Here is a 17,783-nt window from a genome sequence, read left to right on the forward strand (position 1 = left end):
ATCAAAGCTCTATCTAGATCGTAACTTTTACAACGATTTTAGCCGGAGCTTCCCGCCCCATGGCCGATCCGATCACCGTCTTTGATCGAGACATCCTGAAACTCCGCCGCGACCGCGCGGCGACCAAGGCACAGGATTATAATTTCCTGTTTGCCGAAACCGCCGAACGCCTTGCCGATCGCCTTGATGACACCACGCGCACATTCCCGCTGGCGGTTGATCTTGGCTGTCATAGTGGCGAATTGGGCCAGATCATCGGCACCCGCGGCGGCATCGAAACGCTTTATCAGTCCGATATTTCGCGGGGCTATGCCAAGGCCGCACAGGCCAACAACGGCAAAGGCACGCTGGTCGCGGACGAGGAATTCCTGCCCTTTGCCGAAGGATCGCTTGATCTGATCCTGTCCAACCTGTCGCTTCACTGGGTCAATGACCTGCCCGGCATGTTGCTTCAGGCGCGTCGTGCGTTGAAACCCGATGGGCTGTTTCTGGCCTGCTTGCTGGGTGGTGAGACGCTTAAGGACTTGCGCGAAGCTCTGATGACGGCGGAGGCCGAGGAAGAAGGCGGCGTATCCCCGCGCGTTTCACCGTTCGTCGACGTCAAGGATGCCGGGGCGCTTTTGCAGCGCAGCGGCTTTGCCCTGCCGGTGGTCGATGCCGATGATATCTATATCGACTATCCCGATGCGCTGAAACTGATGCGCGATCTGTCAGGGATGGGTGAAAGCAACCTGATCGCCAAACGATCCAAGAAATTCACTAAACGCAGCACCCTTGCGCGGGCAGCAGCGATTTATCACGAACGCCATGCCCGCCCTGATGGCCGCATCCATGCCAAGTTTCAGGTGATCTATCTGACCGCCTGGGCCCCGGATGAAAGCCAACCCAAACCGCTGCGCCGTGGAACGGGTCAGGTCAGTCTGGTTGATTTTCTCGGTGATGATGCGAAGAAGCAATAACTTCCCAAATTGAAAGGGCGCAGATGCAGCTCCCAAGCCCCCTGATCCACGGCAAGCTGATCAAACGTTACAAACGGTTTCTCGCCGATGTTGAGCTTGATAATGGCGAAGTGATTACGGCCCATTGCGCCAATCCCGGCGGGATGATCGGGCTGAAGGAGCCGGGCATTGATGTCTGGCTGTCGCAATCAGACAATCCCAAACGCAAACTGAAATACAGCTGGGAGCTCTGCCAGATCGGCGATGCATGGATCGGCATCAATACCGCCCACCCCAACGCCATTGTCGAAGAGGCAATCCTTGCCGGGAAAATTCCCGAACTGGCGGGCTATGAAAGCCTCAAGCGCGAGGTTAAATACGGCAAGAATTCGCGGATCGACATTCTGCTGTCAGATCCCGACCGCGGCCTTTGTTATGTCGAGGTCAAAAACGTCCACCTCAAACGCGACGAAGACGTTCCGGGTTTGGCCGAATTCCCAGATGCCGTCACCGCACGTGGTGCAAAGCACCTTGATGAAATGGCCGATATGGTTGCCGAAGGCCATCGGGCGGTGATGTTTTATCTGATCCAGCGCACCGATTGTGATCGCTTTACCTTGGCCACCGACATCGACCCGCATTACGGCGAACGGTTCAAGGCTGCGCGTGCCAACGGGGTTGAGGCGATTGCCTATGATTGTTCGATTGATACCAGTGCGGTGACGGTGCGCGACACATTACCGATCACCGGCTTATAAGCATCAAACCCCGCGCATATCAGCCAATCCTTGCCAATTCTGGCCGGTGGCTTTATGTCATTGGGCTATACATCGAATATAGATATTGCCGAGTTTAAGGAGATTTTCGGGTGGCGAACGGAACAGTCAAAATTCACGGCCCCGAAGCATTTGAAGGCATGCGCGCCGCTGGCAAGCTGGCAGCTGAAGTGCTTGATATGATTACCCCGCATGTGGTTCCGGGTGTCACCACCGGTGAGCTTGATCGCCTGTGTGATGAATATATCCGCGATCATAATGCGATCTCGGCCTGCCTTGGTTATCGCGGTTTTCCGAAATCCACCTGCACATCGATCAACCATGTGGTCTGCCATGGTATTCCGGGCGACAAGAAACTCGCCAATGGCGACATCATGAATATCGATGTCACGGTCATTCTGGATGGCTGGTATGGCGATACATCGCGCATGTATATCGCTGGCACGCCCAAGGTCATGGCGCAGCGTCTTGTCGATGTGACCTATGAGGCGCTTTGGCGCGGCATCAATGCCGTCAAACCGGGGGCAACCCTTGGCGATATCGGCCATGCCATCCAGTCCTATGCCGAAAGCGAGCGTTTTTCGGTGGTGCGCGATTTCTGCGGTCACGGGCTTGGTCAGGTGTTCCATGATGCGCCAAATATCCTGCATTACGGCAAGCCAGGCGAAGGTCTGGTGCTTGAGCCCGGCATGATCTTTACGATTGAGCCGATGATCAATCAGGGAACCTATGCGTGTAAAATTTTGCCCGATGGCTGGACAGCCGTGACGCGAGACCGCAAACTGTCTGCACAGTTTGAACATTCGCTCGGCGTGACGGATGACGGGTTTGAAATATTTACCCGATCCCCGGCCGGTCTGGAAAAGCCGCCCTACGATCTCAGCAAAGCTGCCGAGTAACGGGCACCTAACAAGGGGAAGCAGATTTGAGCGAAAAACAGGATCGCAAAGCTGCTTCCACTCCTGCCCAACAGACCACATCAGAAATAGATGATGGCACGCGGGTCTTTTTCGATCAGGCCCGCACAGCGCATGCAGCAGGTACAGCTGCCATGTCTGGCACTGACGCACCTCATTCCCCCGACGCCAAATCCGCAAAACCCCATTATCACGGCCATCGCCAACGGCTGCGTGATCGGTTTATCAAGGGGGGTGCCACCGCCCTTGCCGATTACGAGTTGCTTGAACTGATGCTGTGTATGGCGATGCCGCGGGGCGACGTCAAACCACTGGCAAAATCGCTGATCGCGCAATTTGGCAGCTTTGCCAATGTTCTGGCTGCCCGCCCCGAAGACCTTAAAACCGCCAAGGGACTTGGCGAAGCCGGGATTGCCGCCATCAAGATTGCCGAGGCAAGTGCCCTGCATCTATCACGTGAACGGGCGATGGAATTGCCGGTGATCGCCAGTTGGGAACAGCTTATTGATTATTGCCGGGCCCGGATCGGGCACCTTAAGAACGAAGAACTGCACCTGCTGTTTCTTGATCGCAAGAACCGGCTGATTGCCGATGAATGCCATCAACGTGGCACAGTCGATCACACCCCGGTCTATCCGCGCGAAGTCATCAAGCGTGCGCTTGAACTGCATGCCTCCGCCCTTATTCTGGTGCACAACCATCCAAGCGGCGATGCCACCCCGTCAAAGGGTGACATCGACATGACCCGCAAGATTGTTGATGCGGCCAAGGCGATGGACATCACCGTTCATGATCACATTATCATCAGCCGGGCGGGATATAATTCCTTTAAGACGCTGGGCCTGATATAGCTGCCATCCCTGATCCATTTCCCACCACGAGATAGCCATGCCCCATATCGGTTTGTTCGCCCTTGTCGTGCGCGACTATGACGAAGCCATCGCATTTTACACCGAAAAAGTCGGCTTTGAGTTGATTGAAGATACCGACATGGGCTGCGGGAAACGGTGGGTGGTGGTCTCCCCGAAGGGAGCTAGTGAAACACGTGTTTTGCTGGCGAAGGCAGGCAATGACGACCAAGTCAGCGCGATTGGCAATCAAACCGGCGGTCGGGTTGGCTTTTTCCTGAACACAGATGACTTTGAGCGCGATCACAAACGCATGGTTGATGCAGGGGTTCATTTTCTTGAAGCTCCCCGCGATGAGCCCTATGGCACGGTCGCCGTGTTTGAGGACCTCTATGGCAACAAATGGGATTTGCTGCAACTGAAGGTATCAGGGTGAAACTGGCTGCTATCCCGATACCCGCCACCGATCGGGAATAAAATCGCGGAAAAGGTAACGGACCGGCAGTTGGTTGCAATAGTGGGGGATGCCGGTCCGTCTCGTCGGCAAAGCCTGATTGCTTGCCGACAAGTTCGAGGTAAGATGACAGGGAGACGGTTCAGGGTCAGAAGGTGTAGACCAGCACCAGCCCAGCACTGAGCACATAGTCCTCATCAATGATCGGACTGTCGGTATATTCGTCGAGCAGGAATTTCACGTCAGTGGTCCCGACGACGGCAAAACTTTCGGTCACCGGATAGGTCACACTGAAATCAAGATGCGGGATAAAGGTGGCGTCGGGGGAATAGAAGCCACGATCACTGCGCACTTCATTACGGCGCACGCCGACGTTGTAGTCAACCAGGTCTTCGCTTTGCCAGGTCACACCACCGCCGACATTGAAGCTGAACTTCTCGTATTCGGTTGGCAGGTAATAAGCAACATCCACCTCATGCCCGCCATGAGCATTGTTGAGATCGGTCTGATAGCTTGCCTGAAGCTCGCCGTGCCAAACACGCAACGATCCGCCGATACCGGCTTCGTATGCCATATCGCGTTTTTCAAGCCCGTTCAGATAGCTTGAGTCACCCGGATCAAATGGCTCCATACGAAGTCCGCCAATGACCGAAACGCTGGCAAAATCATTCATCCAGACTTTGGCATCAATGCCGTCAATACCGATACGAAGACGTTCGGCATCATAGGCCAGTACCGGAAGCGCGTCTAAATCTGTACTATCGGCCCCGCGATAGGGATTGCTGCTGATCTGGCCGAAGGCACCGATCTGCCAATTGCCGCCAAGCCAGGGTTTAAGTGGGTCTTCGGTCTGCGGATTTACCTGTTCGCGGATGATTTCCCTTTGTCCAGGCGTTGCCGTCTGGGCGTGCGCGCTGCTGGCAAGCATGATGATGATGGCTGCCGTACAGATGCCAAGTCCGCCCAGCACCATTGCATCCCCCAAACGACGAGAACAAAAATGCGATACCATAATGTCTAAACATCCCAATTGTGTTGTTGATGTCGCGACATTGCCCGAGCGTGCGAAAGAAGGCGTCCGGTTTTATAGCCTTGTACTTACAATCCGTGCCAAACAGGTACTAATGCGCATTCATACGCCTTAACTATTTGATTTTGCGAAATTGTTCTGACGATAGTTACTTGGTGTATGACCGGTGATTTTCTTGAAAGCCTGATTGAAGGTCGATTTCGAATTGAAGCCGACCTCGGTTGCGATATCGAGGATCGTGCGATTTGGTTCCTCGACCAGCAGGCGAGAAGCCTCGTCAACCCGGACTTCATTGACGAAATCAAAGAAGCTTTTGCCCAGATGCTGGTTCAAGACAAAGGAAAGCTGGTTGGGCGTTGCCCCGACAGCAGAAGCCAGTTTGGGCATGGTGAGCAATGGATCAAGCATCACTTCACGGTCTGCGACGATCCTTGCAAGGCGGGTGCGAATGCGGGCGATGCCGGGGTCATCAACAATTGCACGCGACATCGGGGTCTGCTGGGCGTCGGTCCCTTGGCCGGTTTCCTGACGTTCAGGCAGATTGTCCTGGGCGCCGTCTTCGGTTTCCGCTTGCACAAAGATCGCCGGGTTCTGCGCGATAACCTGACACATGCGGAAGAACACAACCACAAACCCCACCTTGACACCAAGCGACAGCCATTCCGCGTGAAAGACAAACAGATCCAACAAATTGGTCAAGGTGAAGACGGTAAACAGCACCGTCATCCCGACAAGAAGCTCGATAATCCAGCGACGCATTCGTTCACTGTCGGCTTGGAGTTGCCAATTGGCTTGTCGCAAATAACGCCGCGCGAGCCGCCATATCCCCGTCATGTAACCGACAAACGACACGCAAAACAGGATGACAATCGCCAGGAGAACCAAATTGGCAAGCCCTTGCGATGAAAACGCAATCTGCAACCCGACATCACGCACATGATCCTGATTGGCGACCATCCGCGTACTTTTTAGGTAAACCATAAGCCCGATCGCTGCGGTCACCGGGATCAATACCAGAAAATGCCGGTAGGGCCGGGAAACCGGATTGCCGGAAACTTCCCGAAAATACAAATATATCGACGGTATAAAGGCAAAAAAGAATGGCGCAAAAACCGGCACAAGATACAGGTTCACAATCGGACTGATGAACGGGTCGAACGTATCGTCGATAAAACTCATACCAACCGAAAATCCGAACACCATGAGCCAGCGATTGGCGCGAAAAGAGCGCTTTCCTTCGTCCATCAACAGGACAATCAGGAAAATCGCCTGCGATACGCCAAGAACCGAAACGATCAGAAAAAGAATGTCGAATGTTTCAATCATTCCTGCGCCTTCAGTGGCGGTTTCTGTTGGTGGGATATGCTTGGCCGAGCAGAACGCAAGAGCCGCAACGAACTCTACGGAAATACGCGACTATCAGCCACGCTGCAACCAAGACTTCCTTGAGGGGACTCAGCAACATGGGTGCAGGCACTTCGATCAAAACAGCCCGATTCATGCAATACCGCCTTGATCGCACTGTTCTTCAAGCGCTTATTTTCACCCATGTTCTTGGTTGGCTCCACGCGTTCGTAAAATCGCGATCAGATATCACCACCAGGCCTGCAAAAGAGTTCGCTGTCCAATATCTGCTGTTTTCAAATCCGTCCTGCGACCGCCATATGGGCCGGGTTTCTTGCGATTCGGTCGCATCTTGTGATGTGCGAGGCGGTCGAATGGGAACGGTGTCAGCGCAGATCACCACTTTTGCGCGATCATCCACCGAAACCATACCGTCCTGACGGTTTTCGGACGATTGGTGTTAAGAATGCCAAACACCGTAACAAATTCGACATAAATCCCCATACGCACAACAATTAACGATTGAAAACGTTTTCCCGCGCAAGCATTAATCTATCTTCCCCGTTGTGTAGAATCTGCCTTGCAGTAAGCGCATACCCGGATCAGTATTTTCACGTACGTACTTTCTGGGAGGTACGTAACGAAAAATCAAAATGACAAGGGAGACATTTTAGATGTCAGACAACGCGATGACTGCAAAAGGTCTCGTGAACGGGTTGTTAAAATCCTCACGTGCTTTTGTGTTGGGTACCGCCTTGATTGCCGGTTCGATGACGATGTTGTCGACCAGCCAGGCGCAGGCTGAAAAGATCCTGCGAATTGGTAACGACGGCGAACCGCAGTCAATGGATCCACATTTCATCTCTACCGTTCAGACCAGCCGCATCTCCGATGATATGTCGCTGGGTCTTCTGACATATGGCCCGGATGGCCAACCGGTTCCCGGTGCGGCCGAAAGCTGGACCGTTTCCGAAGACGGGATGACTTACACCTTCAAAATCCGCGACCATAACTGGTCGGATGGCACCCCGGTTACGGCACAGGACTTTATCGCCGGCTGGGAACGTCTTCTTGATCCGGCACTGGGTGCGGAATACGCATCCCTGCTTTACATCATCGAAGGTGCTGAGGAAGTCAACACTGGCAAGGATGGCGCGAAACTCGCAGCCAAGGCCATTGATGACCATACCCTCGAAGTCAAACTGACCGCACCTGCCCCCTATTTCCTGGCGCAGCTGACCCACCAGACCGCTTTCGCCATTCCGCGTCATGTCGTTGAAAAATACGGCAAGGATTGGGTAAAGCCGGAAAATATCGTTGTGAACGGCGCTTATAAACTTGTCGAATGGGTGCCAAACGTTCACACCAAACTGGTCAAGAACGAAGAATTCTATGACGCTGCAAACGTTCCGATCGACGAGGTGATCTATTACACCTACGAAGATCGCACGGCGATGCAGAACCGTTTCCGCGCCGAAGAACTGGACGTTGCGCGCGACATCGCATCCGAACAGATTTCCTGGCTGCGTGACAATTTGGCCGACAGCCTGCGCATCGCGCCCTATGCCGGCATCTATTACTACGCGATCCGCACCGACAAAGAGAAATTCCAGGACCCGAACGTCCGCAAGGCACTGTCGCTTGCGATCAACCGCGAAGCAATCACCGACGCGGTTCTGAAAACTGGCGAACTTCCGGCTTATTCCTTTGTTCCGCCGGGAACCGGTAACTATACCGAGCCTGCATATGTTTCCTGGAAAGACCTCTCGTATGGTGACAAGGTCGCCGAAGCCAAGAAACTGATGGAAGCAGCCGGTTATACCGCTGAAAACCCGCTTAAATTCACGCTGCGTTACAACACATCTGAAAATCACAAGCGTATCGCGATTGCGGTTCAGAACATGTGGAAACAGATCGGCGTCGATGCAGAGCTTTTTAACACCGAAGGTAAAATCCACTATGCCGACCTGAAAGTCGGTGACTTTGAAGTCGCCCGTGCTGGCTGGATTGCCGATTACAACGATGCGCAGAACTTCCTGTTCCTCGGCGAAGAACGCACCGGCCCGCTGAACTATGCCGCGTTTGATAACGCCCGCTACAACGAATTGATGCTGGCTGCCGAGAATGAAGGCGACCTGAAAAAGCGTGCTGAACTGATGCATAGCGCAGAAGCCATCATGATGGAGGCACAGCCCTACATCCCGATTTACTACTATGTCTCGAAACAGCTGGTCTCACCAAAGATCAAGGGCTGGATCGATAACGCCCCGGATCGTCACCTGACCCGCTGGCTCGACATCGCCGAGTAAATCCTGCCTTCGTGTCGCAGGCTGTGTGGTGTTCCTCCCGCCCGCAGCCTGTGACCACCCCGACGGGGATGAGAGAAAATGTTATCTTACGCCATTCGGCGCCTGCTGATCGCGATCCCGACATTGTTCATCGTGATCACAGTCGCCTTCTTCATGATGCGTATCGCACCGGGCGGCCCGTTCGATCAGGAACGCGCATTACCGCCGGAAATCGAAAAGAACATCAAGGCTGCCTATGACCTTGATAAGCCGCTGGTCGAACAATACGCGATCTATATCGGCAAGCTTTTCCAGGGCGATTTCGGACCATCAATTAAAATCCGCGACTTTTCGGTTGCCGAACTGATCATAGCAGGCGCCCCTGCCTCGATGCAGCTGGGCCTGAGTGCGATTGCCATTGCGCTTGTGTTTGGCGTCGCGTTTGGCACCTATGCCGCCATTCGACAAAACAGCGCGGTTGATTTCGTTGTCATGGGTGTTGCGATGATCGGCATCGCCATTCCGAACTTTGTCATGGCGCCGTTATTGTCGCTGGTATTTGGGCTTTATCTGTCGATCCTGCCGACCGCCGGCTGGGGGGATGGGGAACTTGAATACAAAATCCTTCCGATCATCGCACTTGCCCTGCCCCAGATTGCCTATATCGCACGTCTGACCCGCGGGTCGATGGTCGAAGTTCTGCATTCGAATTACATCCGAACCGCACGCGCCAAGGGCCTTCGCGAGACGCTTGTCGTCAATCGCCACGCCATCAAGGGCGCGCTGTTACCGGTTGTTTCCTATCTTGGTCCGGCAACGGCGGCCGTCATGACCGGCTCGGTCGTGATCGAAAGCATCTTTGGCGTGCCCGGTATCGGCACCTATTTCATCAAGGCAGCGCTGAACCGCGACTACCCGCTCGTGATGGGGGTGGTGATTGTCTATGCGGTGATGATCATTCTGCTGAATTTCCTGGTCGACATGATTTACGGCCTTCTTGATCCCAAACTGAAGTCACGCTGATAATGAATAAATCTGAAAAAACAGCTCTGCTGCAATCAGCCGGTGCGGCCGAAGAAATCGAAGGTCGCAGCCTCTGGCGCGATGCCCGCATCCGGCTATTCCGCAACAAGGCCGCTGTCGGCTCCATGATCATTCTGGGCATTATTACGTTACTCGCGATCTTTGCCCCGCTTCTAAGCCCCTATGCCTATGACCAGATCGACTGGGGCTATATCCAGGAAGGTCCGAACTGGGAGAACGGCCATATCTTTGGCACCGATGGCAATGGCCGCGATTTGTTTATTCGGGTGCTTTACGGCGCACGTGTATCGCTCGCGGTCGGGCTTCTCGCTACCACGGTTTCGCTGATCATCGGCGTTACGTACGGCGCAGTTGCCGGATATTTCGGCGGCAAGATCGACAGCATCATGATGCGGTTTGTCGATGTGCTTTATTCCCTGCCCTTCATGTTCTTTGTCATCATGTTGATGGTGGTGTTTGGCCGAAACATCTTCCTGATCTTTGTTGCGCTTGGCGCGGTTGAATGGTTGACCATGGCACGTATTGTCCGCGGTCAGACATTGTCGCTACGTCGGCGCGAATTTATCGAAGCTGCCCATGCAACGGGTGTTTCGAACTTCAAGATCATTTTCCGCCACATCATTCCCAACGTTCTGGGCCCGGTCATTGTCTATATGACCCTGACAATCCCGCAGGTGATCCTGACCGAAAGCTTCCTGTCCTTCCTTGGACTGGGCGTGCAGGAGCCGCTGACAAGTTGGGGCGTTCTGATTTCCGAAGGGGCCAAGGTGATCGAGGCATCAACATGGATGCTGATCTATCCGGCTGTGTTCCTGGCACTCACCCTGTTCTGTTTTAACTTCATCGGTGACGGTCTGCGCGATGCGCTTGATCCGAAAGACAGGTGAGGGAGGGCAAGGAAAAACCATGACCACAAATCATATTCTGACTGTCGAAAACCTGACCACGCGCTTTCAGACCCCGGATGGCGAGGTCGAGGCCGTCAATAACGTCAATTTCCACATCGATCCGGGCGAAACGCTTGGTGTTGTCGGGGAGTCCGGATCGGGCAAGACACAGATTTTCCTGTCGCTGATGGGATTGCTTGCCAAAAACGGCGCATCCACCGGGTCGGTCCGATACAAGGACAAGGAAATCCTCAATCTGCAGCCCCGCGAATTAAACAAAATTCGCGGTGTGTCGATGTCGATGATTTTTCAGGATCCGATGACATCGCTAAACCCGTTTCTGAAAATCTCCCGGCAGATGACGGAAGTTCTGGTCGAACATCGTGGCATGTCGGAAAGCGACGCTTTGGCGCGCGCAATCACCATGCTTGACCGTGTCGGAATTCCCGGCGCGGCCCAGCGCGTTCACATGTATCCGCATGAGTTTTCCGGGGGCATGCGCCAGCGCGTGATGATCGCCATGGCGCTGCTATGTGACCCGGAAGTTCTGATTGCCGATGAACCGACCACCGCCCTTGATGTGACGGTGCAGGCACAGATCCTTGATCTGTTGCGCGATCTGCAAACGGACTTCAACACAGCCACCGTCATGATCACCCATGATCTGGGTGTGGTTGCGGGTCTTTGTGACCGGGTGATGGTGATGTATGGCGGGCGTGTTGTCGAAACCGGATCGGTTCGCGACATCTATTACGACAGTCATCATCCCTATACCGAAGGCCTTTTGAAATCGATGCCAAGGATTGATCGCGCCGATGAGGAAAGCCTGTTTGCCATTCCGGGCCAGCCGCCCAACCTGCAAAACCTTCCAAAAGGCTGCGCCTATCAGGAACGTTGCGAATATGTGTTTGATCGCTGCTGTGCGGAACGCCCGCTTTTGAGGGAATTTGGCAATGGCCGGGCCAGCGCCTGTTTCCGGGAGGATGACAAATGAGCGTGATGAACAAATCCGCTAAAAAAGACGCTTCTCCAATCCTGTCGGTCCGCGATCTCAAGGTTCATTTCCCGATCCCGTCAAAGGGCCTGTTCGCCCCTGACCGGCAACTCAAGGCCGTGGATGGCGTCAATTTCGATCTTTATCCCGGCGAGACACTTGGTGTTGTCGGGGAGTCTGGCTGCGGCAAATCCACGCTTGGTCGCGCGATCCTGCAATTGATCCCGCCAACCGATGGACAGGTTGCCTGGCTTGGCAAGAACATCGTCGGCGCACCACATCGTGACATGCAGCCATTGCGCCGGGACCTGCAGATCATTTTTCAGGATCCGTTGGCCAGCCTGAACCCGCGCATGACGATTGGCGAAATCATTGCCGAACCGCTGGTCACCCATAAGCCGGAACTCGGCAAGGAAGAAATCAAGGCACGGGTCAAACGCATGATGGCGCGCGTTGGCCTGTTGCCGCAAATGATCAACCGGTATCCGCATGAGTTTTCCGGTGGTCAGTGCCAGCGCATAGGCATTGCGCGCGCAATGATCCTGGAGCCCAAACTGATTGTCTGTGACGAGCCAGTCTCCGCACTTGATGTTTCCATTCAGGCCCAGATCGTCAATCTGTTGCAGGAATTGCAGCGTGAATTTGACCTGTCGCTGATTTTCATCAGCCATGACCTGTCGATCGTGCGCCACATCTGTCACCGCATCATGGTGCTGTATCTGGGTAATGTCGCCGAACTTGCGGACCGTGACAGCATCTATGCCGCACCACGACATCCCTATACCAAGGCCCTGATTTCCGCCGTTCCGATCCCCGATCCCGAGATCGAACGCAACAAGGAACGCATCGTTCTGACCGGTGATCTGCCAAGCCCGCTGTCACCACCATCAGGATGCGTGTTCCGAACCCGCTGCCCGTTTGCCAAGGATAAATGCGCACAGGAGCCACCGGTACTGGAACGCGTTTCAGACAGTCAGGAAGTCGCCTGTCACTTCCATGACAGCATCTAGTTCAACAAGAACCTCCCAAGAAACTGCACCCGAACTTTTAAGACCGCCCTTGTGGCGGTCTTTTTTTCTATCCGCATGCGGAAAGCTGTCTAGTCAGGATTGGAGACGATGAACTGTGCGATATCGACTTCGTCGCGCTGATCTTCACGCAAATACTTGCGTCCGTATTCCTGATAGGTGCCGCTTGTCAGGAAAAGCTCGAACAGATCGCTGTCGATCTGCCCTTTGTCGCGCATATCGGCCAGGATCGAGATACATTCAGACAATGTTTTCGGCCGCTTATACGGGCGATCCACCGCTGTTAGCGCCTCAAACACATCGGCAATCATCATGACCTTTTCGAGGATCCCCATATCATCGCCGGTCAGACCACGCGGATACCCGGAACCGTCCATTTTTTCGTGATGATTTCCGGCAATATCGGGAATGCGTTGCAGTTCCTTGGGATATGGCAGCTGGGCCAGCATATCCTGGGTAATGACAACATGATCGTTGATCACCTGACGTTCTTCCGATGTCAGGGTGCCGTGCGGGATCGAGAGGTTATAGAGCTCGCCCCGGTTAAAACCGTTATAGATGTCGGTTTCGCGATCCATCAAAAGCTTTTCAGTGCCGGTTGCGCGCAGTTCGGCCAGTTTCGCATCATCAAGGCGCTGTTGTTCCGACCACGACAAGCCGATGGTGCGATCAAAATACCGCGTCCATTCCTGCTCTGCGATGTCATGCAGGGCAAAGATGGTGTCGGTATCAAGTTCGGTATCGCCAATATTGGCATCCGCCACCATGGCAAACTGGGTTTCAAGTTCGGTCACCCGGCGGGCAAAATCGGCCTCGCACTGAAGTGCATCCTCGCCATCAAGCTTGCGTTTGAGCATCTCGATCTCGGCGTCACGACGCAGCACTTCAAAACGCGTGCGGACTTCGTGAATACGGTTATGGATGGTTTCAAGCTTGGTGGCTTTTTCCATGACATGATCAGGGGTAACGATCTTGCCGCAATCATGAAGCCAGGCCGACAGGTCAAGCTCGTACCATTCCATATCTGTCAGATAGAAATTGGAAAATGTGCCATCCCGGTCATCCACAGCCGCCTGCGCCAGCATGCGGGCTATGATCGGAACCCGCGAACAGTGGCCTGCGGTGTGTGGTGATTTGGCATCAATCGCCTGCCCCAGCACGCGGACAAAGCTTTCCATCAGGTCGCGCTGTGCCACTAGCAAGCGACTGTTTTCAATCGCAACCGCCGCCTGACTGGCGAGCGCATTGATGATCGGCTCAATCGCCGGATCAAAGGAAATCACATTGCCCGCATCGTCCCGCGCGTTGATCAGCTGCAAAACGCCGATCACAACGCCGCTGGTGTTTTTAAGCGGCACAGTCAGGAAGGATTTCGACCGATACCCTGTTTTGGCATCAAATGCGCGGGTGCCGGTAAAGTCAAAGCCGTCTGCACTATAGGCGTCATCAATATTGATCGCCTTGCCCGTCAGCGCGACATAAGTCGCGATATTGGCGTAGTTCGGGCGGCCTTCGTCGTCATAAAGCGGCAAGGGTGGGAATGGTTTCTCGGTTTCGCGGCCCGAGACAAAGAACGTCTCAAGCGTATCATTGACCATGATACGGAAATGAAGTTCGCTTTCGTCCTGATTGACGACATAAAGCGATCCACCATCGGCGTTGGTGAAGTTGCGCGCAGCCATCAGGATTTTCTGGTTAAGCTCTTCGCGCCCCTGCTGTGCCGACAGGGCGATACCCAGTTCGACCAGTTCCGCCAGATAGTTTGCGTCTGTATTGCGGACCTGTGTCACATCTTTCTGATGATTGTTGGCCCCGTCGCGTTCACGCGCCATAAAAATTCTGCCCACTTCGCATTCGGATTAACCGCGTCGCCGAATATACTTTGTGCCTGTTTACAGGATATATTCTCAATAAGTTGCTATTTTTCTAACAGCGCACAAGTTTCCGAGCGGTAAAATCACCTCACAATCCTGCCATACCCGTCTGCAGGGTTGCCAATTTGCCCGGAATGGACTATCCGCCCTCACAACCCTGCCATACCCGTCTGCAGGGTTGCCAATTTGCCCGGAATGGACTATCCGACCCCGTGAAAGCGTGCCGGCGCCGTGATCGTGCAATCAACTACGCATTCCGATCATCGAGATCTATTTCCGGCACCCAACCATCTTGCCCGGAGGCGACCGCATGATCCCCCGTTATTCCCGTCCGCAGATGACATCCATCTGGGAACCGGCGAACAAGTTCCGTATCTGGTTCGAAATCGAAGCCCACGCTGCTGACAAACTGGCTGAACTGGGTGTTATCCCGGCTGAGTCCGCCAAGCTTGTCTGGGAAAAAGGCGACAAGCCCTATACCCAGGACCGCATCGACCGCATTGACACCGTCGAAGCCGAAGTCAAACACGATGTGATCGCGTTTCTGACCGAACTGGCCGAACAGGTCGGCGAAGAAGCCCGCTTTGTCCACCAGGGCATGACCAGCTCGGACGTGCTTGATACCTGCTTTAACGTGCAGCTCGCCCAGGCAACCGACATCCTGCTTGAAGATATGGACAAGCTTCTGGCAGCCCTTAAAAAGCGCGCCTATGAAACCAAAGACGTCCCCTGCATGGGTCGTTCGCACGGCATCCACGCAGAGCCGGTAACCTTTGGCCTGAAGCTTGCGACCTTCTATGCAGAATTCAAACGTAACCGTGATCGCCTTGTTGCCGCACGTGATGAAATCGCGACCTGCGCAATTTCCGGCGCGGTTGGCACATTCGCCAACATCGATCCGAGTGTTGAAGAACATGTTGCCGCCAAGCTTGGCCTGAAGCCGGAACCGGTTTCGACCCAGGTGATCCCGCGCGACCGTCATGCCGCCTATTTCGCAGCCCTTGGTGTCATCGCGTCGTCGATCGAACATCTGGCGACCGAAATCCGTCACTTGCAGCGCACCGAAGTTCGCGAAGTTGAAGAATTCTTCTCCAAGGGGCAGAAAGGCTCCTCGGCGATGCCGCACAAGCGTAACCCGGTTCTGACCGAAAACCTGACCGGCCTTGCCCGTCTGGTGCGTTCAATGGCGATCCCGGCAATGGAAAACGTTGCCCTTTGGCACGAGCGCGACATTTCGCACAGCTCGGTCGAACGTAACATCGGCCCGGATGCAACCGTCACGCTTGATTTCGCCCTGATGCGTTTGACCAACGTTGTTGAAAACCTGGTTGTCTATCCGGAACGCATGGACGAGATCCTGAACCAGATGGGTGGTCTGGTCTTCTCGCAGCGTGTTCTGCTGACGCTGACCCAGTATGGTGTTTCGCGCGAAGACTCGTATCGCATCGTTCAGCGCAACGCGATGAAGGTCTGGAACCGCGAAGGCGATCTTCTGTCGCTTCTGAAAACCGACGAAGACGTCACCAACCGCATTCCGATGGACAAGCTCGAAGCGCTGTTTGACCTTGGCTACCACACCAAGCATGTCGACACGATCTTTGCCCGTGTCTTTGCCGACTAAGCAAAATACCAAAGCCTGCTTTAAAGCCCCGGTCGTCTGGCCGGGGCTTTTTTCGTTTTAACGTGCGGCGATACAGGCCTTTGACATTGCGCATCATTGATGCTGAGCTATATCGAACACAGCTAACACATCAAAAAATGTCAATTACAGGAAAGGCATAGCAATGAAACTGAGCATCAAAGGATGGGAAGACGGCGCGCCGATCCCGGCCAAGTTCGCGTTCGGTAAAATCCCGGCAGAGGGCCGGTTTGAAATATCGGACAATATCAGTCCCGCCATTTCCTGGAGCGACATTCCCGAAGGCACCAAATCCTTCGCCCTGATCTGCCATGACCCGGATGTCCCGTCATCGGGTGAGGACGTCAATATCGAAGGCAAGGAAGTCCCGGCAAGCTTGCCACGTGTTGATTTCTACCACTGGGTTCTGGTCAATATCCCGACCAGCATCACAAAGCTTGAAGAAGGTGTCGCGTCCAATGGTGTGACGCCAAAGGGCAAGATGCCCGGCGCCAAGCCATATGGCACGGCGGGCCTGAACAACTATACCGACTGGTTTGCCGGCGATACCGATATGGGCGGTGATTACGGTGACTATGACGGCCCCTGCCCGCCATGGAATGACTCGATCATTCATCACTATCATTTCACGGTCTATGCGCTTGATACCGACAAGATCGACCTGCCAGAGCCCTTTACCGGCCCGGATGCCCTTGCCGCCATTGAGGGCCATGTCCTGGACAAGGCAAGCTACATGGGCACCTACACCATGAACCGCGATCTGTAATCCGCGCCGTACCGCTTTTACAACCCCGGTCGAAATCTTTCGGCCGGGGTTTGTTATTTGATGGCAAGGTCGCTGGCTTCTGCCAACAGCCAGTCGCGGAATTCCCTGACCGGCGCGCGCAGATCGCGGTTCTTCGGCCAGACCAGATAATAGCCTGACGGCACTTTGACGACCTGATCCGGATACAGGTGGATCAGCTTGCCTTCGGAAATGTCTTCCTCGGCCAGAAGCGGGTTGGCCAGAACGACGCCCTGCCCATGAATTGCCGCCTCAATCGCCATGGATGTCTGATCGATTTCCACGCGCTTTATGGCGCGAATGTCGGGCGCCGTCAGGGTTGAAAACCGGCCCAGCCATTCTTCCCACCACGGATGCAGGATATCATTCAACAACGTCGCCCGCGCAAGGTCATCGGGGCGATCCAGTCCCAACCTGTCGCGATAGGACGGCGCGCAAAAGGCCGCCGCCTGCCCCTGATACAGCAATATGGTTTCGAGGCTTTCATCGACGCCATCGAAATAGCGCACCGCCAGATCGACCGGATCATGATCAAAATCCAAAAGCACCGACGATGATCCGACATGAAGCGAGGTTTCGGGATGGGCGATCAGAAACCGCGACATTCGTTTGGAGAACCATTTTGCCGCGAAGCTTGGCGGCATAACGAACCGCACCGCATGATTTGACTGATCGCGCAGTTGATGGCTGGCATCGCGGATCTGCTGCAAGGCCGGGGCAATGCGCGCTGCATAAGCCAGACCATCCGCCGTTGGCGTAATCTGGCGAACTGTGCGCGTAAACAACTCCACCCCAAGCCAGTCTTCAAGCTTGCGGATTTGCTGCCCCACCGCACCGGGCGTGACATTCAATTCATCCGCCGCCAGCGCAAAGCTTTTCAGGCGCATCGATGCCTCGAACGCTGGCAGTGATTTAAGTGGCGGATATGATCCCATAAC

At 54.5% G+C, this 17,783-nt stretch carries 16 protein-coding genes; 12 read left to right on the plus strand and 4 right to left on the minus strand.

Annotated elements, in window-relative coordinates; genetic code table 11:
• The first annotated feature begins 59 nt into the window (after positions 1-59).
• The 5 genes from TH4_RS00325 to TH4_RS00345 all read left to right on the plus strand — a co-directional run bounded on the left by TH4_RS00325 (position 60) and on the right by TH4_RS00345 (position 3,915).
• A complete protein-coding gene (locus TH4_RS00325) occupies positions 60-959 on the plus strand; it encodes a methyltransferase domain-containing protein (protein WP_064779500.1) in 900 nt (299 codons plus the stop codon).
• A 23-nt stretch (positions 960-982) separates the two neighbouring features.
• On the plus strand, positions 983-1,696 hold the full coding sequence (gene sfsA, locus TH4_RS00330; protein WP_064779501.1) for a DNA/RNA nuclease SfsA: 714 nt from the start codon (positions 983-985) through the stop codon (positions 1,694-1,696).
• Positions 1,697-1,806: 110 nt separating this feature from the next.
• Positions 1,807-2,613 (plus strand): type I methionyl aminopeptidase, encoded by an 807-nt coding sequence (gene map, locus TH4_RS00335; RefSeq protein ID WP_063088941.1) that lies wholly within the window; start codon positions 1,807-1,809, stop codon positions 2,611-2,613.
• A gap of 152 nt (positions 2,614-2,765) precedes the next feature.
• Positions 2,766-3,482, plus strand: a complete 717-nt coding sequence (gene radC, locus TH4_RS00340; RefSeq protein ID WP_064779502.1) for a RadC family protein — start codon at positions 2,766-2,768, stop codon at positions 3,480-3,482.
• Positions 3,483-3,519: 37 nt separating this feature from the next.
• The gene (locus TH4_RS00345) at positions 3,520-3,915 is read left to right on the plus strand and encodes a VOC family protein (protein ID WP_064779503.1); all 396 of its coding nucleotides are present in this window, start codon (positions 3,520-3,522) and stop codon (positions 3,913-3,915) included.
• A 166-nt stretch (positions 3,916-4,081) separates the two neighbouring features.
• On the opposite strand, the gene TH4_RS00350 is transcribed toward TH4_RS00345, so the two are convergent.
• The gene (locus tag TH4_RS00350) at positions 4,082-4,945 is read right to left on the minus strand and encodes a MipA/OmpV family protein (RefSeq protein WP_245227655.1); all 864 of its coding nucleotides are present in this window, start codon (positions 4,943-4,945) and stop codon (positions 4,082-4,084) included.
• Positions 4,946-5,074: 129 nt separating this feature from the next.
• Entirely contained in the window at positions 5,075-6,289 is a 1,215-nt protein-coding gene (locus TH4_RS00355) for an AraC family transcriptional regulator (protein ID WP_064779505.1), read from the minus strand.
• Between the two features lie 692 nt (positions 6,290-6,981).
• On the opposite strand from TH4_RS00355, the gene TH4_RS00360 reads away from it, so the two are divergent.
• The 5 genes from TH4_RS00360 to TH4_RS00380 all read left to right on the plus strand — a co-directional run bounded on the left by TH4_RS00360 (position 6,982) and on the right by TH4_RS00380 (position 12,530).
• Positions 6,982-8,616 (plus strand): peptide ABC transporter substrate-binding protein, encoded by a 1,635-nt coding sequence (locus TH4_RS00360; RefSeq protein WP_064779506.1) that lies wholly within the window; start codon positions 6,982-6,984, stop codon positions 8,614-8,616.
• A gap of 78 nt (positions 8,617-8,694) precedes the next feature.
• A complete protein-coding gene (oppB, locus tag TH4_RS00365; RefSeq protein WP_064779507.1) occupies positions 8,695-9,618 on the plus strand; it encodes an oligopeptide ABC transporter permease OppB in 924 nt (307 codons plus the stop codon).
• A gap of 2 nt (positions 9,619-9,620) precedes the next feature.
• The gene (gene oppC, locus TH4_RS00370; RefSeq protein ID WP_120224564.1) at positions 9,621-10,526 is read left to right on the plus strand and encodes an oligopeptide ABC transporter permease OppC; all 906 of its coding nucleotides are present in this window, start codon (positions 9,621-9,623) and stop codon (positions 10,524-10,526) included.
• Between the two features lie 19 nt (positions 10,527-10,545).
• Positions 10,546-11,520, plus strand: coding sequence for an ABC transporter ATP-binding protein (locus TH4_RS00375; RefSeq protein ID WP_064779508.1), 975 nt, complete (start codon positions 10,546-10,548; stop codon positions 11,518-11,520).
• Entirely contained in the window at positions 11,517-12,530 is a 1,014-nt protein-coding gene (locus tag TH4_RS00380; protein WP_280806643.1) for an ABC transporter ATP-binding protein, read from the plus strand. The genes TH4_RS00375 and TH4_RS00380 overlap by 4 nt, the downstream gene beginning before the upstream one ends.
• A gap of 89 nt (positions 12,531-12,619) precedes the next feature.
• On the opposite strand, the gene TH4_RS00385 is transcribed toward TH4_RS00380, so the two are convergent.
• On the minus strand, positions 12,620-14,380 hold the full coding sequence (locus TH4_RS00385) for an HD family phosphohydrolase (protein WP_064779509.1): 1,761 nt from the start codon (positions 14,378-14,380) through the stop codon (positions 12,620-12,622).
• Positions 14,381-14,732: 352 nt separating this feature from the next.
• Between TH4_RS00385 and purB the strand changes: the two genes are divergently transcribed.
• Positions 14,733-16,043: an adenylosuccinate lyase gene (gene purB / locus TH4_RS00390; protein ID WP_064779510.1), complete on the plus strand. Its 1,311-nt coding sequence runs from the start codon at positions 14,733-14,735 to the stop codon at positions 16,041-16,043.
• Between the two features lie 163 nt (positions 16,044-16,206).
• The gene (locus TH4_RS00395) at positions 16,207-16,827 is read left to right on the plus strand and encodes a YbhB/YbcL family Raf kinase inhibitor-like protein (protein ID WP_064779511.1); all 621 of its coding nucleotides are present in this window, start codon (positions 16,207-16,209) and stop codon (positions 16,825-16,827) included.
• 53 nt (positions 16,828-16,880) lie between these two features.
• Here the strand turns inward: TH4_RS00395 and TH4_RS00400 are convergent, their stop codons facing one another.
• The gene (locus TH4_RS00400; RefSeq protein ID WP_064779512.1) at positions 16,881-17,780 is read right to left on the minus strand and encodes a LysR substrate-binding domain-containing protein; all 900 of its coding nucleotides are present in this window, start codon (positions 17,778-17,780) and stop codon (positions 16,881-16,883) included.
• Between the last annotated feature and the right edge of the window lie 3 nt (positions 17,781-17,783).

It is taken from the genome of Thalassospira tepidiphila MCCC 1A03514, assembly GCF_001662875.1.
In the GTDB taxonomy this organism is placed as follows: domain Bacteria; phylum Pseudomonadota; class Alphaproteobacteria; order Rhodospirillales; family Thalassospiraceae; genus Thalassospira; species Thalassospira tepidiphila.